The 24,111-nt window shown below is 58.0% G+C and carries 24 protein-coding genes; 15 read left to right on the forward strand and 9 right to left on the reverse strand.

The features are described from left to right. Position 1 precedes the first annotated feature (1 nt). From hemX to hemC, 3 genes are read right to left on the reverse strand one after another with little or no spacing between them, the layout of a single operon-like run. Entirely contained in the window at positions 2 to 1,183 is a 1,182-nt protein-coding gene (hemX, locus tag BHE81_RS23600) for a uroporphyrinogen-III C-methyltransferase (RefSeq protein ID WP_023302335.1), read from the reverse strand. 21 nt (positions 1,184 to 1,204) lie between these two features. Then, positions 1,205 to 1,945 carry a uroporphyrinogen-III synthase gene (hemD, locus tag BHE81_RS23605; protein ID WP_002883380.1) on the reverse strand — a complete coding sequence of 247 codons (741 nt, stop codon included), beginning with the start codon at positions 1,943 to 1,945 and terminating at the stop codon, positions 1,205 to 1,207. Continuing rightward, on the reverse strand, positions 1,942 to 2,883 hold the full coding sequence (gene hemC, locus BHE81_RS23610) for a hydroxymethylbilane synthase (RefSeq protein WP_002883381.1): 942 nt from the start codon (positions 2,881 to 2,883) through the stop codon (positions 1,942 to 1,944). The genes hemD and hemC overlap by 4 nt, the downstream gene beginning before the upstream one ends. A 357-nt stretch (positions 2,884 to 3,240) precedes the next feature. Between hemC and cyaA the strand changes: the two genes are divergently transcribed. Continuing rightward, positions 3,241 to 5,793, forward strand: coding sequence for a class I adenylate cyclase (cyaA, locus tag BHE81_RS23615; protein WP_002883383.1), 2,553 nt, complete (start codon positions 3,241 to 3,243; stop codon positions 5,791 to 5,793). Between the two features lie 133 nt (positions 5,794 to 5,926). Here the strand turns inward: cyaA and cyaY are convergent, their stop codons facing one another. After that, positions 5,927 to 6,247 carry an iron donor protein CyaY gene (cyaY, locus tag BHE81_RS23620; protein ID WP_002883389.1) on the reverse strand — a complete coding sequence of 107 codons (321 nt, stop codon included), beginning with the start codon at positions 6,245 to 6,247 and terminating at the stop codon, positions 5,927 to 5,929. Positions 6,248 to 6,393: 146 nt separating this feature from the next. Here cyaY and lptM point away from each other — a divergent pair, with 146 nt between their 5' ends. The 8 genes from lptM (at position 6,394) to corA (ending at position 13,308) form a co-directional block, all read left to right on the forward strand. Continuing rightward, positions 6,394 to 6,597 carry an LPS translocon maturation chaperone LptM gene (gene lptM, locus BHE81_RS23625; protein ID WP_002883392.1) on the forward strand — a complete coding sequence of 68 codons (204 nt, stop codon included), beginning with the start codon at positions 6,394 to 6,396 and terminating at the stop codon, positions 6,595 to 6,597. A 35-nt stretch (positions 6,598 to 6,632) separates the two neighbouring features. Continuing rightward, positions 6,633 to 7,457, forward strand: a complete 825-nt coding sequence (gene dapF / locus BHE81_RS23630) for a diaminopimelate epimerase (RefSeq protein ID WP_002883394.1) — start codon at positions 6,633 to 6,635, stop codon at positions 7,455 to 7,457. Then, entirely contained in the window at positions 7,454 to 8,161 is a 708-nt protein-coding gene (locus BHE81_RS23635; protein ID WP_002883395.1) for a DUF484 domain-containing protein, read from the forward strand. Before dapF ends, BHE81_RS23635 begins: the two co-directional genes overlap by 4 nt. Beyond that, on the forward strand, positions 8,158 to 9,060 hold the full coding sequence (gene xerC, locus BHE81_RS23640) for a tyrosine recombinase XerC (protein ID WP_002883396.1): 903 nt from the start codon (positions 8,158 to 8,160) through the stop codon (positions 9,058 to 9,060). Before BHE81_RS23635 ends, xerC begins: the two co-directional genes overlap by 4 nt. Beyond that, positions 9,060 to 9,776, forward strand: a complete 717-nt coding sequence (yigB, locus tag BHE81_RS23645; RefSeq protein ID WP_002883397.1) for a 5-amino-6-(5-phospho-D-ribitylamino)uracil phosphatase YigB — start codon at positions 9,060 to 9,062, stop codon at positions 9,774 to 9,776. The genes xerC and yigB overlap by 1 nt, the downstream gene beginning before the upstream one ends. A gap of 63 nt (positions 9,777 to 9,839) precedes the next feature. Next, the gene (gene uvrD / locus BHE81_RS23650) at positions 9,840 to 12,002 is read left to right on the forward strand and encodes a DNA helicase II (RefSeq protein ID WP_023302336.1); all 2,163 of its coding nucleotides are present in this window, start codon (positions 9,840 to 9,842) and stop codon (positions 12,000 to 12,002) included. A 148-nt stretch (positions 12,003 to 12,150) separates the two neighbouring features. Continuing rightward, positions 12,151 to 12,207 (forward strand): YsgD/CorL family protein, encoded by a 57-nt coding sequence (gene ysgD / locus BHE81_RS29160; protein WP_349815745.1) that lies wholly within the window; start codon positions 12,151 to 12,153, stop codon positions 12,205 to 12,207. 150 nt (positions 12,208 to 12,357) lie between these two features. Further along, positions 12,358 to 13,308, forward strand: a complete 951-nt coding sequence (corA, locus tag BHE81_RS23655; RefSeq protein ID WP_002883400.1) for a magnesium/cobalt transporter CorA — start codon at positions 12,358 to 12,360, stop codon at positions 13,306 to 13,308. A gap of 43 nt (positions 13,309 to 13,351) precedes the next feature. Here the strand turns inward: corA and rarD are convergent, their stop codons facing one another. Together rarD and yigI are read right to left on the reverse strand one after the other, a co-directional pair. Then, positions 13,352 to 14,245 (reverse strand): EamA family transporter RarD, encoded by an 894-nt coding sequence (rarD, locus tag BHE81_RS23660; RefSeq protein ID WP_002883402.1) that lies wholly within the window; start codon positions 14,243 to 14,245, stop codon positions 13,352 to 13,354. Between the two features lie 48 nt (positions 14,246 to 14,293). After that, on the reverse strand, positions 14,294 to 14,758 hold the full coding sequence (gene yigI / locus BHE81_RS23665) for an acyl-CoA thioesterase YigI (protein ID WP_002883404.1): 465 nt from the start codon (positions 14,756 to 14,758) through the stop codon (positions 14,294 to 14,296). A gap of 152 nt (positions 14,759 to 14,910) precedes the next feature. Here yigI and pldA point away from each other — a divergent pair, with 152 nt between their 5' ends. The 3 genes from pldA to rhtC all read left to right on the forward strand — a co-directional run bounded on the left by pldA (position 14,911) and on the right by rhtC (position 18,347). Then, on the forward strand, positions 14,911 to 15,771 hold the full coding sequence (pldA, locus tag BHE81_RS23670; protein WP_002883408.1) for a phospholipase A: 861 nt from the start codon (positions 14,911 to 14,913) through the stop codon (positions 15,769 to 15,771). A gap of 67 nt (positions 15,772 to 15,838) precedes the next feature. After that, entirely contained in the window at positions 15,839 to 17,665 is a 1,827-nt protein-coding gene (recQ, locus tag BHE81_RS23675; protein WP_004152055.1) for an ATP-dependent DNA helicase RecQ, read from the forward strand. Between the two features lie 61 nt (positions 17,666 to 17,726). Then, a complete protein-coding gene (gene rhtC / locus BHE81_RS23680; protein ID WP_004152056.1) occupies positions 17,727 to 18,347 on the forward strand; it encodes a threonine export protein RhtC in 621 nt (206 codons plus the stop codon). 44 nt (positions 18,348 to 18,391) lie between these two features. Here the strand turns inward: rhtC and BHE81_RS23685 are convergent, their stop codons facing one another. Both BHE81_RS23685 and rhtB read right to left on the reverse strand, forming a co-directional pair. Continuing rightward, the gene (locus BHE81_RS23685) at positions 18,392 to 19,312 is read right to left on the reverse strand and encodes an Rpn family recombination-promoting nuclease/putative transposase (protein WP_009309750.1); all 921 of its coding nucleotides are present in this window, start codon (positions 19,310 to 19,312) and stop codon (positions 18,392 to 18,394) included. Positions 19,313 to 19,474: 162 nt separating this feature from the next. Next, positions 19,475 to 20,095: a homoserine/homoserine lactone efflux protein gene (gene rhtB, locus BHE81_RS23690; protein ID WP_023302337.1), complete on the reverse strand. Its 621-nt coding sequence runs from the start codon at positions 20,093 to 20,095 to the stop codon at positions 19,475 to 19,477. Positions 20,096 to 20,204: 109 nt separating this feature from the next. Here rhtB and pldB point away from each other — a divergent pair, with 109 nt between their 5' ends. The 3 genes from pldB to BHE81_RS23705 all read left to right on the forward strand — a co-directional run bounded on the left by pldB (position 20,205) and on the right by BHE81_RS23705 (position 23,030). Continuing rightward, positions 20,205 to 21,197: a lysophospholipase L2 gene (gene pldB / locus BHE81_RS23695; protein ID WP_023302338.1), complete on the forward strand. Its 993-nt coding sequence runs from the start codon at positions 20,205 to 20,207 to the stop codon at positions 21,195 to 21,197. 44 nt (positions 21,198 to 21,241) lie between these two features. Continuing rightward, a complete protein-coding gene (gene yigL, locus BHE81_RS23700) occupies positions 21,242 to 22,042 on the forward strand; it encodes a sugar/pyridoxal phosphate phosphatase YigL (RefSeq protein WP_004146466.1) in 801 nt (266 codons plus the stop codon). An 88-nt stretch (positions 22,043 to 22,130) separates the two neighbouring features. Further along, positions 22,131 to 23,030 (forward strand): carboxylate/amino acid/amine transporter, encoded by a 900-nt coding sequence (locus tag BHE81_RS23705; protein WP_002883414.1) that lies wholly within the window; start codon positions 22,131 to 22,133, stop codon positions 23,028 to 23,030. On the opposite strand, the gene metR is transcribed toward BHE81_RS23705, so the two are convergent. Continuing rightward, entirely contained in the window at positions 22,918 to 23,871 is a 954-nt protein-coding gene (gene metR, locus BHE81_RS23710; protein ID WP_023302339.1) for an HTH-type transcriptional regulator MetR, read from the reverse strand. The two genes, BHE81_RS23705 and metR, sit on opposite strands and share 113 nt — an antisense overlap. Positions 23,872 to 24,111: the final 240 nt, after the last annotated feature.

Raw genomic sequence — 24,111 nt, forward strand, 5'->3', positions numbered from 1 at the left:
GTTACTCTCCTTGCGGCGCAGCGGGGGCGGCCGGCGCAGCAGGTACGGGCGAAGGCGCGCCGCCCGCGGTAACGGCAGGCTGCGCCATCAGGTTGCGCACTCGGGTCTGCATCAGTTTTTCCAGCAACGCCTGGCTCTGCAGCGTTTCCGGCACCGTCATGGTAATGCTTTGCTGACTGAGCTTATCCACCTCGTCGAGGAAGGCTTTGGTGGTGGCGTCATCGGTATCATAATAGGCGCGTACCCAGGTCGAGACGTTATCCAGCGACTGTTTCCAGGTCTCTTCCTGATGGCGCGGAACTGCCTGCGCGGCGACCAGCAGGCGAGAGCGAATATTTTCCCGCAGATAGATATCCTGATTCGGCGCCAGCAGCGGGACCGCCGTTTCATCGCGGCGGCGCACGGTGATAAAGCTGTCCATAAAGTTCTGCCAGCTTTTCTGCAGGTTGACGCGCCATTCGCTGATAGAGCTGGAAAGCTCATCGCTATCAGCGTCCATCGGCGAATCGTCATCGTTATTATCGGCCAGCCGCAGGTTATCGATTTGGTTCGCCAGCTGATTAACCTTGAGGATCATGCCGTCGTAGTCCACCTGGCTTACCGCGGAGAGGGTGGCGATGTCGTCGGTGATCGCCCGGCGGGCGCCGATGAGGCTTGGGTCGTTCATGTCGGCGAGGCTGGCGTCAGCGCTTTTCAGCAGCGCGGCGGCGGTGGTGACATCCTGATCGCTCCACAGCTTACGTCCCGCCAGCTTGACGAGGAAGTCGGCCTGGGCCAGCAGCCAGGTTTTGGCATCGCTACCGGAAATCACCGCCACTTTTTGCTGCAGCTCATCCAACTGTTTGGCCAGCGTCTCCTGCTGGTGTTTGGCTTCGTTTAGCTGGTCGGCCTGCTGTTTGATAACACCTTCCAGTTCACTTTTTTGATTTTCCTGCGCTTTTTGCAGCGCCGCGACCTGGCTTGCTAATTCAGAGGTAGTTGCGTTTTGCCGCGTGGCCTGTTGTTTGTTCAGGCCATACAGGCCGATGCCGGCGGCTATCGCAATGGCGATAGCGATCGCGCTGAGCGCCAGGCTGGTTTTGTTACCCGCCTTCTTCTTATCGTTGTTCTCTGGCTGTGGTGTGGTTTCCACGGCCTCCCTGGTCTCTTCAACCACGGCGGATTGATTTTGTTGTTCCGTCATTATGGCTTCCAATGTTGAGAGTTATTGTAATGCGCGTAGCAGCGCATCGTTGTCGGCGCTATCGGCAACCTGAATCTCCTGCCAGCCCAGTTCCCGGGCCTGAAGGGCCAGACGTTCGCTGACAACGACAACGCGGCAGTGCAGGAGCCACTGTTCGCGATACCATTGCGGTATTAACGACCATAGCTGCTGCAGCATCTCGCCGCTGGTGACCACCAGCGTGGTGACTCCGCGAGATTGCCAGCGCATCGCTTCTTCTGCGCCATCGTAATGTTTTGCACTACGTTGATAACATTCACAAAATGTGACCCTGGCGCCGCGCTCGGTCAGCGTCGCGCCTAAGAGTTCCCGCCCGCCATTGCCGCGTAGGATCAGCGCATTTTTCCCGGCAATGTTTTGTAATTCAGGTAATTGTAGCAAGACTTCGCTAATTTCCCGATCTAACGGGTAATGGATATGCTGCCCACTGACCGTATGCAGGGCCAGCGCCGTCGTGCGGCCAATGGCAAAATAGCGCGGAGAAGTGGGCCAGGGCAGGCCCTGCTGCTGCAGACGGGCATGGGCGAATTCCACCGCATGCTGGGATAGCGCAAATAGCAGATCGTCGGGCCCCAGTCGGGCAAGCGCATCGCCCAGCGCGGGAAGCTCCCTGCCGGGCGTAAATTCTATCAGCGGAAAGCTCCAGGCCACGCGTCCCATGGCCCGCAGACGGCTGACCAGCGCTTCTCCTTGCGGTAGTGGACGAGTGACCAGGATGCTCATCGCGGGGCTTCTCCATCATAAACCGCCGCGAGAATCTCGCGGGCGCCATTATCCAGAAGCTCTTCCGCCAGCGAGATGCCGAGGGCTTCCGCTTGTTCCGCTGGCCCGCGTCGTTCGCCGCGCACCAGCTGTGAACCATCCGGAGCGCCAACCAGCGCCCGCAGCCACAGTTCCCCGTCCTTCAGTTCCGCATAGCTGCCGATCGGCACCTGGCAGCCGCCTTCGAGGCGGGTGTTCATCGCCCGCTCGGCGCGCACGCGCACCGCCGTTTCCGTATGGTTGAGAGGCGCTAACAGCCCCCGGGTCCATGCATCATCAAGACGGCATTCGATGCCGACCGCGCCCTGGCCGACCGCCGGCAGAGATTGCTCAGGCGACAGCGGCTGGCGAATACGCGCTTCCAGCTGCAGACGCTTCAGGCCGGCGGCGGCGAGGATGATGGCGTCGTACTCGCCGTTATCCAGCTTACTCAGCCGGGTACCGACGTTACCGCGCAGAGAGCGGATCGCCAGGTCCGGACGGGTGGCGGCCAGCTGGCACTGACGGCGTAAACTTGACGTGCCAACGACGCTGCCGGCCGGCAGTTCGTCAATCGAGGCATAGCGATTGGAGACAAACGCGTCGCGCGGATCGTCGCGCTCGCAGATAGTCACCAGCCCCAGGCCCTCCGGGAATTCCACCGGCACATCTTTCATCGAATGGACGGCGATATCGGCGCGCCCTTCGAGCATGGCGAGCTCTAACTCTTTCACAAATAAGCCTTTGCCCCCCACCTTTGCCAGCGGAGTATCAAGGATGACATCCCCGCGCGTGACCATCGGCACCAGCTCGACCTTCAGTCCGGGATGCGCTTGTTCCAGGCGCGCTTTAACATACTGCGCCTGCCATAGCGCAAGCGGGCTTTGCCGTGTGGCAATTTTCAAAACTTTGTCTAACATGCTTGTTACCGTCATTATCGACCACTATCCATCCTAACATTGTTGTCTTACGGATGTTAGTTTTCACGGTTTATGTGGGAGGTGGCTCCGGCCCACTCTTTTTTAACCTTTCATGCGCGTGGCGGTTGCCGGAGGCGTAGTGAGGAATTTACAGGTAATAAACGGTGCTACACTTGTATGTAGCGCATCTTTCTTTACGGTCAATGAGCAAGGTGTTAAATTGATCACGTTTTAAACCATTTGTCAGTCCGCTGCTCATCACAACCACACCGACGACGAATGGTGACGGTTTTTGTTGAAATACTGAAATCCTCCGTACTATTGTACCTCGGGTTTTTGAACATCAGGCGATATGTCTTGTACCTCTATATTGAGACACTGAAACAGAGACTGGATGCCATCAACCAATTGCGCGTGGATCGCGCGCTTGCTGCCATGGGACCCGCTTTCCAGCAGGTTTACAGTCTACTGCCAACGTTATTACATTATCATCACCCGCTGATGCCGGGTTACCTTGACGGTAACGTTCCCCGTGGCATTTGCCTCTACACGCCTGATGAAACCCAACGCCACTATCTTGAGGAACTGGAACTGCATCGCGGTATGCAGACTCAGGAGCCGCCGAAAGGCGAGCTGCCGATCACCGGCGTCTACTCGATGGGCAGTACTTCCTCCGTCGGCCAGAGCTGCTCTTCCGATCTTGATATCTGGGTATGTCACCAGGCCTGGCTGGATAGCGAAGAGCGTCAGCTGCTGCAGCGAAAATGCAGCCTGCTTGAGAGCTGGGCTGCCTCGCTCGGCGTGGAAGTCAGCTTCTTCCTGATCGACGAAAACCGTTTCCGTCATAACGAAAGCGGTAGCCTCGGCGGCGAAGACTGCGGTTCGACCCAGCATATCCTGTTGCTTGATGAGTTCTACCGCACCGCGGTACGCCTCGCCGGCAAGCGTATTCTGTGGAATATGGTGCCGTGCGATGAAGAAGAGCATTACGATGATTACGTGATGGGGCTGTATGCCCAAGGCGTGCTGACGCCTAACGAATGGCTCGATCTCGGCGGCCTCAGTTCGCTGTCGGCGGAAGAGTACTTCGGCGCCAGCCTGTGGCAGCTGTATAAAAGTATCGACTCCCCCTATAAAGCGGTGCTGAAAACGCTGCTGCTGGAAGCCTACTCCTGGGAATACCCCAATAACCGCCTGTTAGCGAAAGATATCAAACAGCGTTTGCACGACGGGGAGATTGTCTCCTTCGGCCTCGACCCGTACTGCATGATGCTGGAGCGCGTGACCACCTATCTGCAGGCCATCGAAGATGAAACCCGCCTCGATCTGGTGCGCCGCTGCTTCTACCTGAAAGTTTGTGAAAAACTCAGCCGCGAACGCGCCTGCGTCGGCTGGCGTCGCGAAGTTGTCAGCCAGTTGGTGAATGCCTGGGGCTGGGACGAAAAGCGTCTGATGATGCTCGACAACCGCGCCAACTGGAAAATCGATGAAGTGCGCAAGGCGCACAACGAACTGCTCGACGCCATGATGCAGAGCTATCGTAATCTGATCCGCTTCGCGCGGCGCAATAACCTTAGCGTATCCGCCAGCCCGCAGGATATTGGCGTGCTGACCCGTAAGCTGTATGCGGCCTTTGAAGCGCTGCCGGGGAAAGTGACGCTGGTAAACCCGCAAATTTCGCCGGATCTGTCGGAACCGAACCTGACCTTTATCCACGTACCGCCGGGCCGCGCCAACCGTACCGGTTGGTATCTGTACAACCGCGCGCCGGATATGGAATCGATCATCAGCCATCAGCCGCTGGAATATAACCGTTATCTTAATAAGCTGGTGGCCTGGGCCTGGTTTAACGGCCTGCTGACCTCACGCACCCGCCTGTTTATTAAGGGCAACGGCATCGTCGATCTGGCGAAGCTGCAGGAGATGGTGGCGGACGTGTCGCACCACTTCCCGCTGCGCCTGCCGGCGCCGACGCCAAAGGCGCTGTACAGCCCGTGCGAAATCCGCCACCTGGCGATTATCGTCAATCTCGAATATGACCCAACCGCGGCCTTCCGCAACCAGGTGGTGCACTTCGATTTCCGTAAGCTGGATGTTTTCAGCTTCGGCGAAGAGCAAAAATGCCTGATCGGCAGCGTCGACCTGCTGTATCGCAACTCGTGGAACGAAGTGCGTACGCTGCACTTTAACGGCGAGCAGGCGATGATCGAGGCGCTGAAAACGATCCTCGGCAAAATGCACCAGGACGCCGCGCCGCCGGACAGCGTGGAGGTGTTCTGCTATAGCCAGCACCTGCGCGGCCTGATCCGCACCCGCGTGCAGCAGATGATCTCCGAATGTATCGAACTGCGTCTCTCCAGTACCCGCCAGGATACCGGGCGCTTCAAAGCGCTGCGCGTCTCCGGCCAGACGTGGGGGCTGTTCTTCGAGCGGCTTAACGTTTCGGTGCAGAAGCTGGAAAACGCCATTGAGTTCTACGGCGCTATCTCGCACAACAAGCTGCACGGGCTGTCGGTGCAGGTGGAAACCAATCACGTTAAGCTGCCGGCGGTGGTGGATGGCTTCGCCAGCGAAGGGATTATTCAGTTCTTCTTTGAAGACGCGGATAACAACGACAGCGGCTTTAACATCTATATTCTTGATGAGAGCAACCGCGCCGAGGTCTATCATCACTGCGAGGGCAGTAAAGAGGAGCTGGTGCGCGACGTCAGCCGTTTCTATTCGTCATCGCACGATCGTTTCACCTACGGCTCCAGCTTTATCAACTTCAACCTGCCGCAGTTCTATCAGATTGTCGAGGTAGACGGGCGCACCCAGGTGATCCCTTTCCGCACTCAGGCGATTGCCGCCGCGATACCCACCAGCCAGGACGTTACCGCCTCGCCGGTGCTGCAGCAGCGCTACTCGTAGATTTGGCCCGGAGAAGGCGTGAGCCGCTATCCGCAGATATTCCCTGCTGGCGCTGCGCTTAGCAGGGCTACGGTTCTAAGTCGTCGGGTAGCCCGGATAAGGCGCGATGCGCCGCTATCCGGGAAACACGTCATTAACGGAATTTCACCGTCTCACCGGCCTGCTGGCTCGCCGCCTGCTCCAGCAGATCCCAGAAGGTTTCGCCGCTGCGATCGCAGATCCACTCGTCGCCTTTGAGATCGAAGTGATAGCCGCCCTGTTTGGTGGCCAGCCACACCTGGTGCAGCGGCTCCTGACGGTTAATAATGATTTTGCTGCCGTTTTCAAAGCTGATGGTCAGCACGCCGCCGTTGATTTCGCAGTCGATGTCGCTATCGCCGTCCCAGTCGTCCAGACGTTCTTCGATGGTCATCCACAGGCTATCGGCCAGGCGATGGAATTCACTGTCGTTCATAATTTGATTCTGCTTTTTTGATTTTTGAAGATGGGTCGCAGTATAGCGCGAAACAAAAGCGCGCGCAGTCGGATGCTAAAGGCTTGCTTTTACGTCTTCTCCTGCGATGATAGAAAGCAGAAAGAATGAATCACGGGCAACTATCAATGAAAAACGTTTTTCCTACGCTTGCCGTTTTGTTTGCGATCTTCAGCCTGACCGGCTGTGGTCTGAAAGGGCCTCTCTATTTCCCACCGGCGGACAAAACCGCGCCGCCGCCGACCAAACCGGTTAACCCTGGCATTCAGAGCGCAACGCCGGATCGTAACGATCGTGGCGATACCGGTGGTCCGAGCCAGGTCAATTACTAACGATAACGTTCTGTTCCGCGCAACTGGAGTAGATGATGCAGTTCTCTAAAATGCATGGCCTTGGCAACGATTTTATGGTCGTTGACGCGGTAACGCAGAATGTTTTTTTCTCGCCGGAGCTGATTCGCCGCCTGGCGGATCGCCACCTTGGCGTCGGGTTCGATCAGCTATTGGTCGTCGAACCGCCCTACGATCCGGATCTGGATTTCCACTACCGGATCTTTAACGCCGACGGCAGCGAAGTGTCGCAGTGCGGCAACGGCGCGCGCTGTTTTGCCCGCTTCGTTCGGCTGAAAGGCCTGACCAATAAACGTGATATCCGCGTGAGTACGGCCAACGGGCGTATGGTATTAAGCGTAACGGAAGACGATCTGGTGCGGGTGAACATGGGCGAGCCCAACTTCGAGCCGTCCCAGGTGCCGTTCCGCGCCAACAAAGCGGAAAAGACCTATATCATGCGTGCCGCCGAGCAGACAGTATTGTGCGGCGTGGTGTCCATGGGAAATCCGCACTGCGTCATCCAGGTTGATGATGTGGATACGGCAGCGGTGGAAACTCTCGGCCCGGTGATGGAAAGCCATGAGCGTTTTCCGGAGCGCGCCAATATCGGCTTTATGCAGGTGGTCGGCCGGTCTCATATCCGTCTGCGCGTCTACGAACGCGGCGCGGGGGAAACCCAGGCCTGCGGCAGCGGTGCCTGCGCCGCGGTGGCGGTGGGGATCCAGCAGGGGCTGCTGGCGGAAACGGTACGCGTGGAATTACCCGGCGGTCGTCTTGATATCGCCTGGAAAGGCCCGGGCCAGCCGCTGTTTATGACCGGCCCGGCGGCCCATGTCTATGATGGATTTATTCATTTATGAAACCAATCGGGGAAGAACAGCAGGAGGTTGCCAGCGCGTTGAACGATCGCGCAGTGGTGGACTATCTGTTGCAACATCCTGAATTTTTTATTCGTAATGCCGCCCAGGTCGAACATCTCCGCGTCCCGCATCCGGTACGCGGTACGATTTCGCTGGTGGAGTGGCACATGATGCGGGCGCGTAACCATATTCATGTGCTGGAAGAAAATATGTCGCTGCTGATGGAGCAGGCGGTCGCTAATGAAAGCCTGTTCCAGCGCCTGCTGCAGCTGCAAACGCGGCTGGCGGCGGCGGAGAGCCTTGACGATATGCTCAACCGCCTTCACCGCTGGGCACGCGAGCTGGGGCTGGCGGGCGCCACGGTGCGCCTGTTTCCTGACTGCTGGCGCCTCGGCGCGCCCTCGAAGTTTACCCATCTGGCATTAAACCGGCAGGCGTTTGAGCCGATCCGTATTCAACGTCTGGGCCAGGCGCGCCACTATCTTGGACCGCTGAACGGCCCGGAGCTGCTGGTGGTGCTGCCGGAGGCGAAGGCCATTGGGTCTGTGGCGATATCGCTGCTGGGGGGCGATAATGCCCCGGGGGTGATGCTCTTCAGCAGCCGCGATGCGCAGCATTATCAGCCAGGGCAGGGGACGCAGCTGTTGCAGGAGATTGCCCAGATGCTGCCCGGCCTGCTGGAGCGCTGGATTGAACGCGCATGACCGATTCTCCTCTCTTCTCCGCCGTCGCCCGCTTTCTTCGCCATCTTGGCGTTGAACGCCAGCTCAGCCCGATCACGTTACTGAATTACCAGCGACAGCTGGACGCGCTGATCGCCCTGGCGGATGAGGCGGGCCTGAAAAGCTGGTCGCAGTGCGATGCCGCTCAGGTGCGAAGCTTTGCGGTGCGTAGTCGCCGCGCGGGGTTAGGCCCGGCAAGCCTGGCGCTTCGCCTGTCGGCGCTGCGCAGTTTCTTCGACTGGCTGGTCGGTCAGGGCGAGCTCAGCGCCAATCCGGCGAAGGGGATTGCCGCGCCGAAAATTCCCCGCCACCTGCCAAAAAATATTGACGTCGATGACGTCAATCGACTGCTGGATATCGATCTCAACGATCCGCTGGCGGTGCGCGATCGGGCGATGCTGGAGGTGATGTACGGCGCGGGATTGCGTTTGTCCGAACTGGTCAACCTGGATATCAAACACCTCGATCTCGAAAGCGGTGAGGTCTGGGTGATGGGCAAAGGCAGCAAGGAGCGTCGTTTGCCGATCGGTCGCAACGCGGTGGCATGGATTGAGCACTGGCTGGATTTGCGCGGCCTGTTCGGTACCGACGACGACGCGCTGTTTTTGTCGAAGCTGGGCAAACGTATTTCGGCGCGCAACGTACAGAAGCGATTCGCCGAGTGGGGCATTAAGCAGGGGCTGAACAGCCATGTGCACCCGCATAAGCTGCGCCACTCCTTTGCCACCCATATGCTGGAGTCGAGCGGCGATCTGCGCGGCGTGCAGGAGCTGCTGGGGCATGCTAACCTCTCCACCACCCAAATCTATACCCATCTTGATTTTCAACACCTTGCCTCGGTGTACGATGCCGCGCATCCGCGCGCTAAACGGGGGAAATAATGCGTTTTTACCGACCTCTGGGCCAGATTTCCGCGCTGACGTTTGACCTGGACGATACCCTTTACGATAACCGCCCGGTGATTGACCGGACGATGCACGAGTCGCTGGCCTTTGTGCGCAGCTACCATCCTTCGCTCAGCCAGTTCGACGCCCATGAGCTTAATCAGCTGCGTCAGACGCTGCTGGCTGCTGAACCTGAGATTTATCATGACGTGACCGTCTGGCGCCACCGTGCGCTGGAGTTAGGTATGCGTAATGCCGGGCTCTCCGCCGAAGCGGCGAAAGCGGGGGCCGATGCGGCGATGGAACACTTCGCCCACTGGCGCAGCCGCGTCGATGTCCCGCAGGAAACGCACGATACGCTGGCGAAGCTGGCGAAGAAGTGGCCGCTGGTGGCGATTACCAATGGCAACGCCCGCCCGGAACTGTTCGGTCTGAGCGACTATTTCCGCTTCGTGCTGCGCGCCGGGCCGGATGGCCGCTCCAAGCCGTTTGCCGACATGTACCACCTTGCGGCGGAGCGTCTGAATGTGCCGCTCGGGCAGATTCTGCACGTCGGCGATGATCTGACCACCGACGTGGCCGGCGCTATTCGCTGTGGGATGCAGGCCTGCTGGATCAAACCGCAAGGCGCGGACCTGATGCACACCGCGGACAGCCGCCTGCTGCCGCATATTGAAATTTCACGGTTGGCATCTCTGACCTCGCTGATATAATCACCAGTCACTCTGTATATATTAACAGGGGTTCGTGGAACCCCTTCTCTTCCGGCGGTGCCAATGGACGTTTCTTACCTGCTCGACAGCCTTAATGACAAACAGCGTGAAGCCGTAGCGGCCTCGCGCACCAATATGCTGGTTCTGGCAGGGGCGGGCAGTGGTAAGACGCGCGTTCTGGTGCACCGTATCGCCTGGCTGCTGAGCGTGGAGAACTGTTCCCCGTATTCCATTATGGCGGTGACCTTTACCAACAAAGCGGCGGCGGAGATGCGTCACCGTATCGGCCAGCTGATGGGCACCACCCAGGGCGGCATGTGGGTGGGCACCTTCCACGGCCTGGCGCACCGTTTGCTGCGCGCGCACCATCTGGATGCCAACCTGCCGCAGGACTTCCAAATCCTCGACAGCGAAGACCAGCTGCGTCTGCTGAAGCGTCTGATTAAGGCGATGAACCTCGATGAGAAACAGTGGCCGCCGCGCCAGGCAATGTGGTACATCAACAGCCAGAAAGATGAAGGACTGCGCCCACATCATATTCAGAGCTACGGCAACCCGGTCGAGCAGACCTGGCAGAAGGTCTATCAGGCCTATCAGGAAGCCTGCGACCGCGCCGGGCTGGTGGACTTCGCCGAGCTGCTGCTGCGCGCCCACGAGCTGTGGCTGAACAAACCGCATATCCTGCAGCACTACCGCGAGCGCTTCACCAATATCCTCGTCGATGAATTCCAGGATACCAACAACATTCAGTACGCCTGGATCCGCCTGCTGGCGGGCGATACCGGCAAGGTGATGATCGTCGGCGATGACGATCAGTCTATCTATGGATGGCGCGGCGCGCAGGTCGAGAACATTCAGCGCTTCCTTAACGACTTCCCCGGCGCGGAAACCATCCGCCTGGAGCAGAACTATCGCTCGACCAGCAATATTCTCAGCGCTGCCAACGCCCTGATTGAAAACAACAACGGGCGCCTGGGCAAAAAGCTGTGGACCGACGGCGCCGACGGCGAGCCGATTTCGCTGTACTGCGCCTTCAACGATCTCGACGAAGCGCGCTTTGTGGTGAACCGAATTAAAACCTGGCAGGAGAACGGCGGCGCGCTGGAGCAATGCGCCATTCTCTATCGCAGTAACGCCCAGTCGCGCGTGCTGGAAGAGGCCCTCCTGCAGGCCAGCATGCCGTACCGTATCTACGGCGGCATGCGCTTCTTCGAGCGTCAGGAAATCAAAGACGCGCTCTCTTACCTGCGCCTTATCGCCAACCGCAACGACGACGCGGCGTTCGAGCGAGTGGTTAATACGCCGACCCGCGGCATTGGCGACCGCACGCTGGACGTGGTGCGCCAGACGTCGCGCGATCGCCAGCTGACGCTATGGCAGGCCAGTCGCGAGCTATTGAAAGAAAAAGCGCTGGCCGGTCGCGCCGCCAGCGCCCTGCAGCGCTTTATGGAGCTGATTGACGCGCTGGCGCATGAGACCACCGATATGCCGCTGCACGTTCAGACCGATCGGGTGATTAAAGACTCCGGCCTGCGCGCGATGTACGAGCAGGAGAAAGGCGAGAAGGGCCAGACCCGTATTGAAAACTTAGAGGAGCTGGTGACGGCGACGCGCCAGTTCAGCTACAACGAAGAAGATGAAGATCTGATGCCGCTGCAGGCGTTTCTCTCCCACGCCGCGCTGGAAGCGGGCGAGGGGCAGGCGGACACCTGGCAGGACGCGGTTCAGCTGATGACCCTGCACTCGGCGAAAGGGCTGGAGTTCCCGCAGGTGTTCATCGTCGGCGTCGAAGAAGGGATGTTCCCGAGCCAGATGGCCCTAGATGAAGGCGGCCGCCTGGAGGAGGAGCGTCGCCTGGCCTACGTCGGCGTAACGCGCGCCATGCAGAAGCTGACGCTGACCTATGCGGAAACCCGCCGTCTGTACGGGAAAGAGGTTTATCACCGCCCGTCGCGCTTTATCGGCGAGCTGCCGCAGGAGTGCGTAGAAGAAGTGCGTCTGCGAGCCACGGTGAGCCGCCCGGTAAACCATCAGCGACTGGGCGCGCCGATTGCCGAGAGCGATACCGGCTACAAGTTAGGCCAGCGCGTACGGCATCCGAAGTTTGGCGAAGGCACTATTGTCAACCTCGAAGGCAGCGGCGAGCACAGCCGACTGCAGGTGGCTTTTCAGGGCCAGGGAATCAAATGGCTGGTGGCGGCTTACGCCCGGCTGGAGGCAGTGTAACTTTAAGAAAAATATCATTATTTTGTAATATTCTGCTACCTTTATACGTTAAGGCGCCTGATTTGCGCTTTCGCGTTCCGTTGCGTGTTGACGCCGATTTTGCGCTGGCGTAACATGCGCGCACGATTACGCTAAGAGGACATTCGCCTTGGACACACCCAGTAGATGCTGGCTCAACTTCCTGTCATTCAGGAACAACTCCTAAGGCTATCCTCTTATGCTGATAGCCTTAGCGGTTGTCAGCGACCTGCCCCATTCCCGTCGCGCTGAGTCAGGCTTAATGGTCTGAAACCCAATTTGTTTCTGTGTGCCCACCGAACTGTCCGATAATTTTTTTGCATTGGGAGTCCCGGTCATGCTGAGCGCATTTCAACTGGAAAACAATCGTTTAACGCGCCTGGAAGCCGATGAGATCAAACACCTCGCCAGCTCGGTGTGGGTCGATCTGGTCGAGCCTGACGACGATGAGCGAAGCCGCGTGCAGACGGAACTGGGTCAAAACCTGGCGACGCGCCCGGAACTGGAAGATATCGAAGCCTCCGCGCGTTTCTTTGAAGATGAAGACGGGTTACACATCCACTCGTTCTTCTTTTTTGAAGATGCCGACGATCACGCCGGCAACTCTACCGTGGCGTTTACCATCCGCGAAGGCCGCCTGTTCACGCTGCGCGAGCGCGAACTACCCGCTTTCCGCCTCTACCGTATGCGCGTGCGTAACCAGACGCTGGTCGACGGCAACGCCTACGAACTGCTGCTCGACCTGTTCGAGACCAAAATCGAGCAGCTGGCGGATGAAATTGAAAACATCTACAGCGACCTGGAAAAGCTGAGCCGCGTCATTATGGAAGGCCATCAGGGCGACGAGTACGACGAAGCGCTGTCGACGCTGGCGGAACTGGAAGATATCGGCTGGAAGGTGCGACTCTGTCTGATGGATACCCAGCGCGCGCTGAACTTCCTCGTGCGCAAGGCGCGCCTGCCGGCGGGCCAGCTGGAGCAGGCGCGGGAGATCCTGCGCGATATCGAATCTCTGCTGCCGCACAACGAATCGCTGTTCCAGAAGGTGAACTTCCTGATGCAGGCGGCGATGGGTTTTATCAATATCGAGCAGAACCGCATCATCAAGATCTTCTCGGTGGTCTCGGTGGTATTCCTGCCGCCAACTCTGGTGGCCTCCAGTTACGGGATGAACTTTGAATTTATGCCGGAACTACACTGGAGCTTTGGTTATCCGGGAGCCATCGTGTTTATGATGCTGGCCGGCCTGGCGCCATATCTCTACTTCAAGCGTAAAAACTGGCTGTAAAAAAAGGGAGCGTCGGCTCCCTTCTTTACTGGCTGATGCAGGCTTAGCCTCTGCGCAACCGGCGCTGGGTATACAGCGCATCGACGATAAACACCGCCAGCGCGACCCAGATAAAGCCAAAGGTCACCATTTTATCCTTGCCCGGCACTTCGCCGTAGAACGTCACCGCCAGCAGGAACATCAGCGTTGGGCCGATGTACTGGAAAAAGCCCAGCGTGGAGAGCCGCAGACGCGTTGCCGCCCCGGTAAAGCACAGCAAAGGGATGGTGGTCACCACGCCCGCGGCCATCAGCAGCAGATTGAGCGACCAGGGGTTCTCGCCCATATGGCTGGTCGGGCTGTCGGTGATGCCGAACAACCAGATTGCCGCCACCGGCAGCAGCCACAGCGTTTCCACCAGCATGCCGGTTTGCGCATCGACAGCAATTTTCTTTCGCACCAGGCCGTAAAAGGCAAAACTGAAAGCCAGCCCAAGACCGATTATCGGCAGCGAACCAAAGGTCCACAGCTGGACCAGCACGCCGCAAAAGGCGAGGATCACCGCCAGCCACTGCAGACGACGAAAGCGTTCGCCGAGGAAAATCATCCCCAACAAAATATTCACCAGCGGGTTGATAAAGTAGCCGAGGCTGGCTTCCAGCATATGGTGGTTATTCACCGCCCAGATGAACAACAGCCAGTTACCGCCGACCAGCACTGCCGAGAGCGCCAGCAGGAAGATCTTGCGCGGCGTTTTCAGCAGCTTTTTCACCTGTGGCCACTGGCGGCTGACGCTGATGAGCGCCACCATGAAGAAGAAAGACCAGATCACGCGATGGGTTAGAATTTCATCGGCGGGAACATAGTAGATAAGTTTGAAGTACGCTGGCGCGATACCCCAGATAAAGTAGGCGGCGAGGGCCAGAATGATCCCCAACCGCGTCTGTTTCGCATCCATCGGTAAAATCCATTGCCAAAGAGAGTGATGTTACTCGATTTTGGCCAATCAACCCACCATATAGGTGGCCGTTGCGCTGGCAATATAGACCTGAGCTTCGTTATGCAGTTCCACGCGGGCAACCGCCACTTTATTGCCGGCGCGCAGCAGGGTGCTGGTGGCGGTAAAACGTTCGCCGCGGCCCGGACGCAGGTAGTCCACGCGCAGGTCGATGGTTCCCATACGGGAAAGCCGTTGGCGCAACTCTTCTTCGTTGATGGTGTCATGGCGGGTAAGGGTACTGCCGACGCAGACCAGGCCAGCGGCAACGTCCAGCGCGGAGGCGATCACCCCGCCATGCAGGATGCTTTGCGCCCAGTTGCCGACCATCATCGGCTGATTATTAAAGCTAAGCTGGGCAAACGCTTTTTCGTAGCGTTCCAGTTCGAGACCGAGGGCGCGGTTAAACGGCATGTGATAGACGAAAATCTCCCCTACCAGTTTCAGGGCTGCTTCGGCAGTAAGTTCAGACATAACACCGGTTCCATTCGTTAATAAAATGTTGATTTTATGCTTCTAAAATATTGATTTCCACTTTCGGAGCGGATTAGGGGGCAGGTGATTAATAAACAGGTAGAATGGCTTCAGGTTAAACAAAAATAAAAACTATTTTTCAGGAGACCAGCATGCGTATCTCTTTGGCCTGCCTGGTGGCGCTGTGCGCGCTACCGGCCGGTGTTATGGCGCAGGACGCGTCGGTACACGACAAACCGGCAGTGCGCGGCAGCATTATCGCCAACCTGCTCCAGGACCATGATAATCCTTTCCTGCTCTACCCTTATGAGAGCAACTATCTGCTCTATACGTGGACCAGCGACCTCAATAAAGAGGCGATCCGCAGCTATGACTGGGCCGAAAATGCCCGTAAAGATGAAGTGAAGTTTCAGCTAAGCCTGGCGTTCCCGCTGTGGCGCGGTATCCTGGGCGATAATTCGCTGCTGGGCGCGTCCTATACCCAGAAATCCTGGTGGCAGCTCTCTAACAGCAAAGAGTCGGCGCCGTTTCGCGAAACCAATTATGAACCCCAGCTGTTTTTGGGCTTTGCGACCGACTACCAGTTTGCCGGCTGGACGCTGCGCGATATCGAGATGGGGTATAACCACGACTCGAATGGGCGTTCCGACCCCACCTCGCGCAGCTGGAATCGGCTTTATGCCCGCCTGATGGCGCAAAACGGTAACTGGCTGGTGGAAGTGAAGCCCTGGTATGTGGTGGGCAACACCGATGATAACCCGGATATCACCAAATATATGGGCTATTACCGGCTGAAGGTGGGCTACCAGCTGGGAGAGGCGATCCTCAGCGCGCAGGGGCAATACAACTGGAACACCGGCTACGGCGGGGCGGAACTTGGCGTGAGCTATCCCATTACCAAACATGTTCGCGCCTATACGCAGATCTACAGCGGCTATGGCGAGTCGCTTATCGACTATAACTTTAACCAAACGCGCGTCGGCGTCGGGCTAATGCTCAACGATCTGTTTTAATCGTTGCACTCTGGCTCGCAGGCGCTGAAAATAGCGCCTGTTTTCTTTTCAGGCAAATGGGGTCAACGTGGCACAGGCGGAAGTATTAAATCAGGAATCGCTGGCTAAGCAGGTTTTACAAGAGACCTTCGGCTACCAGCAGTTCCGTCCTGGCCAGGAAACGATTATCGAGACGGCGCTCGAAGGCCGGGACTGCCTGGTGGTCATGCCGACCGGTGGCGGCAAGTCGCTGTGCTATCAGGTGCCGGCGCTGGTCATGGGCGGTCTGACGGTCGTGGTCTCACCGCTGATCTCGCTGATGAAGGACCAGGTCGATCAGCTGCTGGCCAACGGCGTGGCGGCGGCTTGTCTGAACTCGACGCAAAGCCGCGAGCAGCAGCAGGAGGTGATGGCCGGCTGCCGCAGCGGGCAGGTTCGTCTGCTGTATATCGCGCCGGAACGGCTGATGCTGGATAACTTTCTTGAGCATCTGGCGAACTGGAACCTGGCGATGCTGGCGGTAGACGAGGCGCACTGTATCTCGCAGTGGGGCCATGACTTCCGTCCGGAATATGCCGCGCTGGGCCAGCTGCGTCAGCGGATGCCGCAGATCCCGTTTATGGCGTTGACCGCCACCGCCGATGATACCACCCGCCGCGATATCGTCCGCCTGCTGGGGCTTAACGATCCGCTGATTCAGGTCAGCAGCTTCGACCGGCCAAACATCCGCTATATGCTGATGGAGAAATTCAAGCCGCTCGATCAGCTGATGCGCTACGTTCAGGATCAGCGCGGCAAATCGGGCATTATCTACTGCAACAGCCGTTCGAAAGTGGAAGACACCGCCGCCAGGCTGCAAAGCCGCGGTATTAGCGCGGCGGCTTACCATGCCGGTCTGGAAAACGACGTGCGCGCCGAGGTGCAGGAGAAATTCCAGCGCGACGATCTGCAGATCGTGGTGGCGACGGTGGCCTTCGGGATGGGCATTAACAAGCCGAACGTCCGCTTTGTGGTGCATTTTGATATTCCGCGCAATATAGAATCCTACTATCAGGAGACCGGCCGCGCCGGGCGTGATGGTCTGCCGGCGGAAGCGATGCTGTTTTACGATCCGGCGGATATGGCGTGGCTGCGCCGCTGTCTGGAAGAAAAACCCGCCGGGCCGCTACAGGATATCGAACGGCATAAGCTGAATGCGATGGGGGCGTTTGCCGAAGCGCAGACCTGTCGCCGTCTGGTGCTGCTGAACTATTTTGGCGAAGGGCGTCAGGAGCCGTGCGGCAACTGCGATATCTGTCTTGACCCGCCAAAGCAGTACGATGGCTTAATGGACGCCCGCAAGGCGCTTTCAACGATTTACCGGGTCAATCAACGCTTCGGAATGGGTTACGTGGTGGAGGTCCTGCGCGGGGCCAACAACCAGCGCATCCGAGAGATGGGCCACGATAAGCTGCCGGTTTACGGTATCGGCCGGGAGCAAAGTCACGAGCACTGGGTGAGCGTGATCCGCCAGCTGATCCACCTTGGGCTGGTGACGCAGAATATCGCCCAGCACTCCGCGCTGCAGCTGACCGAAGCCGCGCGACCGGTGCTGCGTGGCGAAGTGCCGCTGCAGCTCGCCGTGCCGCGTATCGTGGCGCTGAAGCCAAAGGCGATGCAGAAATCCTTTGGCGGCAATTACGACCGTAAACTGTTCGCCAAGCTGCGCAAATTACGTAAAGCGATCGCCGACGAAGAGAACATCCCGCCATATGTGGTCTTCAACGACGCGACGCTTATCGAGATGGCCGAACAATCGCCGCTGACCGCCGGCGAAATGCTCAGCGTCAACGGCGTGGGGACACGCAAGCTCGAGCGTTTCGGGAAGCCGTTTATGGCGCTGATCCGGGCGCATGTTGATGGCGACGATGAGTAGTCAGCTGGCTGAAAAAGTGCCAGAATAGTTTCTCTCTTCATTATTTTCCTGCGAGTTAACTATGCTGATGCTTTTCCTCACCGTGGCGCTGGTGCATATCATTGCGCTGATGAGCCCGGGGCCGGACTTTTTCTTTGTCTCACAAACGGCCATCAGCCGCTCGCGAAGAGAGGCGATGATGGGTGTGCTGGGGATCACCTGCGGCGTCATGGTCTGGGCGGGAGTGGCACTGCTCGGCCTGAACCTGATCCTCGCCCGTATGGCGTGGCTGCATAACATTATAATGGTCGGCGGGGGCCTGTATCTATGCTGGATGGGCTACCAGATGCTGCGTGGCGCGCTGAAAAAAGAGAAGGTGGCCTCGGCGGAGCCGCAGGTGGAGCTGGCCCGCAGCGGACGCAGCTTCGTGAAGGGATTGCTGACCAATCTGGCGAATCCGAAAGCGATTATCTACTTCGGCTCGGTGTTTTCGCTGTTCGTGGGTGACAGCGTCGGCGCCGGCGCGCGCTGGGGCATTTTCCTGCTGATTATCGTTGAGACGCTGGCCTGGTTTATGGTGGTTGCCAGCCTGTTCGCCCTGCCGGGGATGCGCCGCGGCTATCAGCGGATGGCGAAGTGGATCGACGGTATCGCCGGTACGCTGTTTGCGGGCTTCGGCATCCACCTGATTATCTCGCGTTAACCGGCATGCTGTTTCCTACCCGGTTGTTTCCGGGTGGGAAAGTATCAGTGGCGAAGCCGCTGCAGCTCGTCTTCAGACAGACCGGTCATTTCCATAATCGCCTGGTCATCAATACCGCGATTGCGCATCGCTTCGGCAACCTGCACCAGAGCCTGGTGTTTCCCTTCTTTTATGCCTTGCTGTACGCCTTCCCTGATGCCTTTCTCCATACCTTCTGCAAGCCATGTTTCCGCCAGCGTCATCAGTAATCCTCCATGCTGCGGCACGCGCTGTGCCAGCCCGTACAAGAGTGTCCGAGTATCTTCGGCATCCCCTGCCTGAGCCATATAGTTTACCAATACGGTGATTTGTTGTCCGCTCATCTGCTCCAGCATTAAGAGGTGGGTCAACTTATCCAGCAATTGCGCCATATCGCGCTGGCGGATGTGCTTTTGCACCAGCGTCAGGGCTGCCATGCTGCGGTGCTGCATGATGTCGTCGTCGGGGATCACCGTGATATCGACCAGCGGAAACGCCCCGCTATAGAGCTGGCTGGCGGTCTCAGGATCGGCAAAATTATCCAGCCAGCGCATCGACCAGGGATAGGGGCTGCGTCGTCCCTGATAGAAGAGAATAGGGATAACCAGAGGCAGCGTTTTATGGCCGCTCTCCAGATGCCGCTGCATGGCGGCGATGGCATAGCGCATTAAGCGAAAGGCCATCAGCTTATCGGGTGCGCTCTGGTGCTCGATCAGAACATGGACATAGCCCGCACCGCGGGTGGTTTCCAGCGAATAAAGGATATCGCTGTAGTAAGGCCTGAGATCGTCTTCGAGAAAGCTGCCGGATTCCAGACGCAGGGTGTCCAGTTTGCAGATCTGTGTTAACGACGGAGGCAGGTGGAGCTCGATAAAATCGCGCGCCGTCTCTACCCGTGAGAGAAAAGTTTTAAATACCGCATCATGAGGGGTCGCCGTTTCCGCCATTGCCGTTCATCCGTGAATCACGTATCTGGCGGCATCCTGGCACGGCGGGTTCAGCGCCGACAGCGGGCAAAAAAATTAATTACCCACTTTGCGCGCCGGCTCGCGCAGAGAGAAAGCGTTGTTCACCTGGCGAGCCTCTCTTTGCGAGCGAGATTCCATGATTCAGGCATGGCGGGCGGAGGCGAGCAGCGCCCCGACCAGCATAAACAGTGAACCAAAGACTTTGTTCAACGCCTTCATCTGCTTTGGCCCTTTGATCCATGCGGAAATGCGCTGCGCCAGGGTCGCATAGCCAATCATCACAATGATATCGACGACGATGGTGGTGACGCCCAGAACGAGATATTGCATCACCTGCGGCTGGTGCGGCAGGATAAACTGCGGAAACAGGGCGGCCAGAAAAACAATGCTTTTGGGATTGGTGAGATTTACGAACACCGCGCGCTGAAACAGTTTGCCGCGCGTCTGCGCCTTCGCCAGCGTATTCAGGTCGATCGCCCCTGCCGCCCGCCATTGCTGGATACCCAGCCAGATCAGGTAGGCGGCGCCGGCCCATTTTAGCACCTCAAAGGCCAGCACCGAGCGGGAGAAGAGAGTGCCGAGACCAACGCCAACCAGCACGATATGAATGGCCAGCCCGGTCTGCAAACCGGCAATCGACGCCACCGCGCCGCGGTATCCGTGGTTAATGGAGGTGGTCATGGTATTAATCGCTCCGGAACCCGGCGACAGGCTGAGAATAATTGATGTCAGCAGGTAGGCGAACCACCACTCAATGGTCATGAGAAACTCCCTGATTGTCTGTTTTTATGCCACAATACGCTATTGTGTCAGCATTGTGTGATACACGGTAAAAAAACGATTTTCAGCGGTTAACAGGGGTGTAAACCCGATGTTTGGGCAGAAAAAGGACTGGGAAACACGAGAAAACGCGTTTGCGGCCTTTAGCATGGGGCCGCTGACGGATTTCTGGCGACAGCGCGAAGAAGCTGAATTTAAAGGCGTCGACGATGTACCGGTACGCTTTGTCCGCTTTTGCGCGCAACATAACGATCGTCTGGTGTTGATTTGCCCCGGGCGCATTGAAAGCTACGTGAAGTATGCTGAAGTGGCCTACGATCTCTTTCACTGCGGCTTTGACGTGATGATCATTGACCATCGCGGGCAGGGACGCTCGGGCCGCCTGCTCTCAGATACCCACCGCGGACACGTGGTTAACTTCAGCGACTATGTTGATGACCTGGCCGCGCTTTGGCAGCAGCAGGTGGTTCCTGGACACTGGCGAAAACGGTTTATCCTTGCCCATTCTATGGGCGGAGCGATTGCCACGCTTTTTCTGCAACGTTACCGGGCGCATTGCGATGCAATAGCGCTCTGCGCGCCGATGTTCGGGATTATCATTCGGCTGCCGGACTGGATGGTGCGCCATATTCTCGACTGGGCTGAGGGCCATCAGCGCATTCGCGAAGAGTATGCCATCGGCACCGGGCGCTGGCGGGCGCTGCCTTTTGCCGTTAACGTGCTGACGCACAGTCGGCAACGCTATCGTCGCAACCTGCGCTTCTATGCCGATGAGCCGCGGCTGCAGGTCGGCGGTCCGACCTGGCACTGGGTGCGTGAGGGCATGCTGGCCGGCGACGAAGTGCTGGCGAATGTGGAAAAAGATACCGCCCCGACGCTGCTTTTACAGGCGGAGGAGGAGCGGGTGGTCGATAATCTGATGCACGACCGCTATTGCGAATTACGGGCCGATGCCGGCCATCCCTGTGAGGGCGGTAAGCCGCTCGTCATTGAAGGGGCATATCATGAGATCCTTTTTGAAAAGGACGCTATGCGCTCAGTCGCGCTCAATGCCATCGTCGAGTTTTTCAATCGACATACTTAATCCGACGATAACGCTCGTCGCCCTGCTTAGAGGTTAACTTTTTTATGTACCAGGTTGTTGCGTCTGATTTAGACGGCACGCTGCTTTCCCCCGATCATTTCCTGACCCCGTATGCCAAAGAGACGCTGAAGCTGCTTACCGCCCGTGGGATCAATTTCGTCTTCGCCACCGGCCGTCACTACATCGACGTCGGGCAAATCCGCGATAATCTCGGCATCCGGTCGTACATGATCACCTCTAACGGCGCCCGCGTTCACGATAGCGATGGTCAGCAAATCTTTGCCCATAACCTCGATCGCGATATTGCCGCCGACCTGTTTGAGATCGTGCGTAACGACCCGAAAATCGTCACTAACGTTTATCGGGAAGACGAGTGGTATATGAACCGCCATCGTCCGGAAGAGATGCGCTTCTTCAAGGAGGCGGTGTTTAACTACAAGCTGTATGAGCCGGGCGAACTGGATCCGCAGGGGATCAGCAAAGTATTCTTTACCTGCGAGGATCATGAGCATCTGCTGCCGCTGGAGCAGGCGATGAACGCCCGCTGGGGCGATCGGGTGAACGTCAGCTTCTCCACCTTAACCTGCCTGGAAGTCATGGCGGGTGGGGTATCGAAGGGGCATGCGCTGGAGGCGGTGGCGAAGATGCTCGGCTACACTCTTTCCGATTGCATCGCCTTCGGCGACGGTATGAACGACGCTGAGATGCTGTCGATGGCTGGCAAAGGCTGCATCATGGCCAACGCCCACCAGCGGCTGAAGGATCTGCATCCGGAACTGGAAGTGATCGGCAGTAACGCCGACGATGCTGTCCCGCACTACCTGCGTAAGCTATACCTCGACTGAAAAAGATTGACGACTGGCGAACAAGTGTCCAGTCGTCAACCTGACTCTTCGCTACAATGCCTGTTCTTTATCCAACGAGACGACCATTGTGGCGCTGTTAATTATCACCACTATCCTGTGGGCCTTTTCTTTTAGCCTGATTGGCGAATACCTGGCCGGTAGCGTCGACAGCTATTTTTCGGTGCTGATGCGCGTGGGCCTGGCGGCGCTGGTGTTCCTGCCTTTCCTGCGCACGCGCGGCCAGTCTCCGCGCACGATCGTGCTCTATATGCTGGTGGGCGCGATGCAGCTAGGCATCATGTACCTGCTGGCTTTCCGCGCCTATCTCTATCTTACGGTCTCGGAATTTCTGCTGTTTACCGTGTTTACTCCCCTGTATATCACACTGATCTACGACCTGCTCAGCGGACGTAAGCTGCGCTGGGGCTATCTGCTGAGTGCCGCGCTGGCGGTGCTGGGGGCGGCGATTATCCGCTATGACAAAGTCAGCGATCATTTCTGGACCGGGCTGTTACTGGTACAGCTGTCAAACCTCTGCTTCGCCATCGGTATGGTGGGGTATAAGCGTCTGATGGAGGTGCGTCCGATGCCGCAGCACAATGCCTTTGCCTGGTTCTATGTCGGGGCCTTTATCGTGGCGGTGGCGGCGTGGTTTATGCTCGGCAACGCCCAGAAGCTGCCGACCACCACGCTGCAGTGGAGCGTGCTGGTGTGGCTCGGCGTGGTGGCTTCCGGGCTGGGTTACTTTATGTGGAACTATGGCGCCACCCAGGTGGATGCCGGCACGCTGGGGATCATGAATAACGTCCATGTCCCCGCCGGGCTGCTGGTTAACCTTGCCATCTGGCAGGAGCAGCCGCACTGGCCGAGCTTTATTAGCGGAGCGTTGGTGATCCTGGCCTCGCTGTGGGTCCATCGCCGCTGGGTCGCTCCGCACTCCGGACAAACGGCAGATGATCGCAGGCGTGGTTCCGCGCAGAGCGAATAAACGCTTCGGTGACCGGTTGACGCTGTTCGCCATCGCGAACGGCCGCGTACAACCGGCTCCATAACCCCTCACCCAGGGTTTTGGTGACCACCAGGCCCTGGCGTTCAAAGCTTTCCACCACCCAGTGCGGCAGCGCGGCGATGCCCATCCGGGCAGCCACCATCTGGATCAACAACAGCGTGTTATCGACGCTTTTCAGCTGCGGGCTGATGCCGGCCGGCTGCAGGAAGTGGCGCCAGATATCGAGGCGCCCGCGCTGCACGGGATAAATCAACAGCGTTTCCGCGGCCAGATCCTCCGGGGTAACCAGCGTCTTCATAGCTAACGGATGCTCGGGCGCCAGCACCAGACGCACCTCAAAATCAAACATCGGCGAGTAGTGCAGGCCGCTGCGCGGCAGAATATCGGAGGTCATCACCAGATCCAGTTCACCCTGCTGCAGCGCAGGCTGTGGGTCGAAGGTGACGCCGGAATGGAAGTCGACCTCCACATGTGGCCAGCGGGCGCGGAAATTCTCCAGCGCCGGCGTCAGCCACTGAATACAGCTGTGACATTCGATAGCCAGCCTCAGCCGGGTCTGCTGTGGTTCGTTACAGTCCTGCAGGGCGCGAGCGATCTGCGGCAGCACCTGGTTGGCCAGCTGTAAGAGGATTTCCCCCTGAGGCGTAAAACGCAGCGGCTGGCTCTTACGCACAAAGAGACGACAGCCAAGGCGCTGTTCCAGATCGCTGAACTGGTGAGACAAGGCGGACTGGGTCTGGTGCAGGGCCGCTGCCGCACCCGCCAGTGAACCGCTGTTCCGCAACGCTTGCAGCGTTTTCAGATGTTTAATTTCGATCATGAAAGTCCTTCACTTCGCCATGAGCAATTTGCGCTTGAGGAATATACAGTAACTGTCAATTATGGATGTGTAAACATCTGGACGTCTAAAACTCGTCATATTTCGACTTGCAGATGCGTTGGCTGCCTTGCTTACCCCAGTCACTTCCTTCAGTAAGCTCCTGGGGATGCGCATCGTTGCCGCCTTCCTGCAAGCCGAACTATTGAGATTTTTTCTTCAGATTCAATGAAATAAGAGAGG

Origin of the sequence: Klebsiella sp. AqSCr, assembly GCF_008452795.1 — a bacterium.
In the GTDB taxonomy this organism is placed as follows: domain Bacteria; phylum Pseudomonadota; class Gammaproteobacteria; order Enterobacterales; family Enterobacteriaceae; genus Klebsiella; species Klebsiella pneumoniae.

Coding starts and splice junctions, on each gene's coding strand:
- hemX (WP_023302335.1), bottom strand. CDS start 1,183: ATGACGGAACAACAAAATCAATCCGCCGTGGTTGAAGAGACCAGGGAG.
- hemD (WP_002883380.1), bottom strand. CDS start 1,945: ATGAGCATCCTGGTCACTCGTCCACTACCGCAAGGAGAAGCGCTGGTC.
- hemC (WP_002883381.1), bottom strand. CDS start 2,883: ATGTTAGACAAAGTTTTGAAAATTGCCACACGGCAAAGCCCGCTTGCG.
- cyaY (WP_002883389.1), bottom strand. CDS start 6,247: ATGAACGACAGTGAATTCCATCGCCTGGCCGATAGCCTGTGGATGACC.
- lptM (WP_002883392.1), top strand. CDS start 6,394: ATGAAAAACGTTTTTCCTACGCTTGCCGTTTTGTTTGCGATCTTCAGC.
- dapF (WP_002883394.1), top strand. CDS start 6,633: ATGCAGTTCTCTAAAATGCATGGCCTTGGCAACGATTTTATGGTCGTT.
- BHE81_RS23635 (WP_002883395.1), top strand. CDS start 7,454: ATGAAACCAATCGGGGAAGAACAGCAGGAGGTTGCCAGCGCGTTGAAC.
- xerC (WP_002883396.1), top strand. CDS start 8,158: ATGACCGATTCTCCTCTCTTCTCCGCCGTCGCCCGCTTTCTTCGCCAT.
- yigB (WP_002883397.1), top strand. CDS start 9,060: ATGCGTTTTTACCGACCTCTGGGCCAGATTTCCGCGCTGACGTTTGAC.
- uvrD (WP_023302336.1), top strand. CDS start 9,840: ATGGACGTTTCTTACCTGCTCGACAGCCTTAATGACAAACAGCGTGAA.
- corA (WP_002883400.1), top strand. CDS start 12,358: ATGCTGAGCGCATTTCAACTGGAAAACAATCGTTTAACGCGCCTGGAA.
- rarD (WP_002883402.1), bottom strand. CDS start 14,245: ATGGATGCGAAACAGACGCGGTTGGGGATCATTCTGGCCCTCGCCGCC.
- yigI (WP_002883404.1), bottom strand. CDS start 14,758: ATGTCTGAACTTACTGCCGAAGCAGCCCTGAAACTGGTAGGGGAGATT.
- pldA (WP_002883408.1), top strand. CDS start 14,911: ATGCGTATCTCTTTGGCCTGCCTGGTGGCGCTGTGCGCGCTACCGGCC.
- rhtC (WP_004152056.1), top strand. CDS start 17,727: ATGCTGATGCTTTTCCTCACCGTGGCGCTGGTGCATATCATTGCGCTG.
- BHE81_RS23685 (WP_009309750.1), bottom strand. CDS start 19,312: ATGGCGGAAACGGCGACCCCTCATGATGCGGTATTTAAAACTTTTCTC.
- rhtB (WP_023302337.1), bottom strand. CDS start 20,095: ATGACCATTGAGTGGTGGTTCGCCTACCTGCTGACATCAATTATTCTC.
- pldB (WP_023302338.1), top strand. CDS start 20,205: ATGTTTGGGCAGAAAAAGGACTGGGAAACACGAGAAAACGCGTTTGCG.
- yigL (WP_004146466.1), top strand. CDS start 21,242: ATGTACCAGGTTGTTGCGTCTGATTTAGACGGCACGCTGCTTTCCCCC.
- metR (WP_023302339.1), bottom strand. CDS start 23,871: ATGATCGAAATTAAACATCTGAAAACGCTGCAAGCGTTGCGGAACAGC.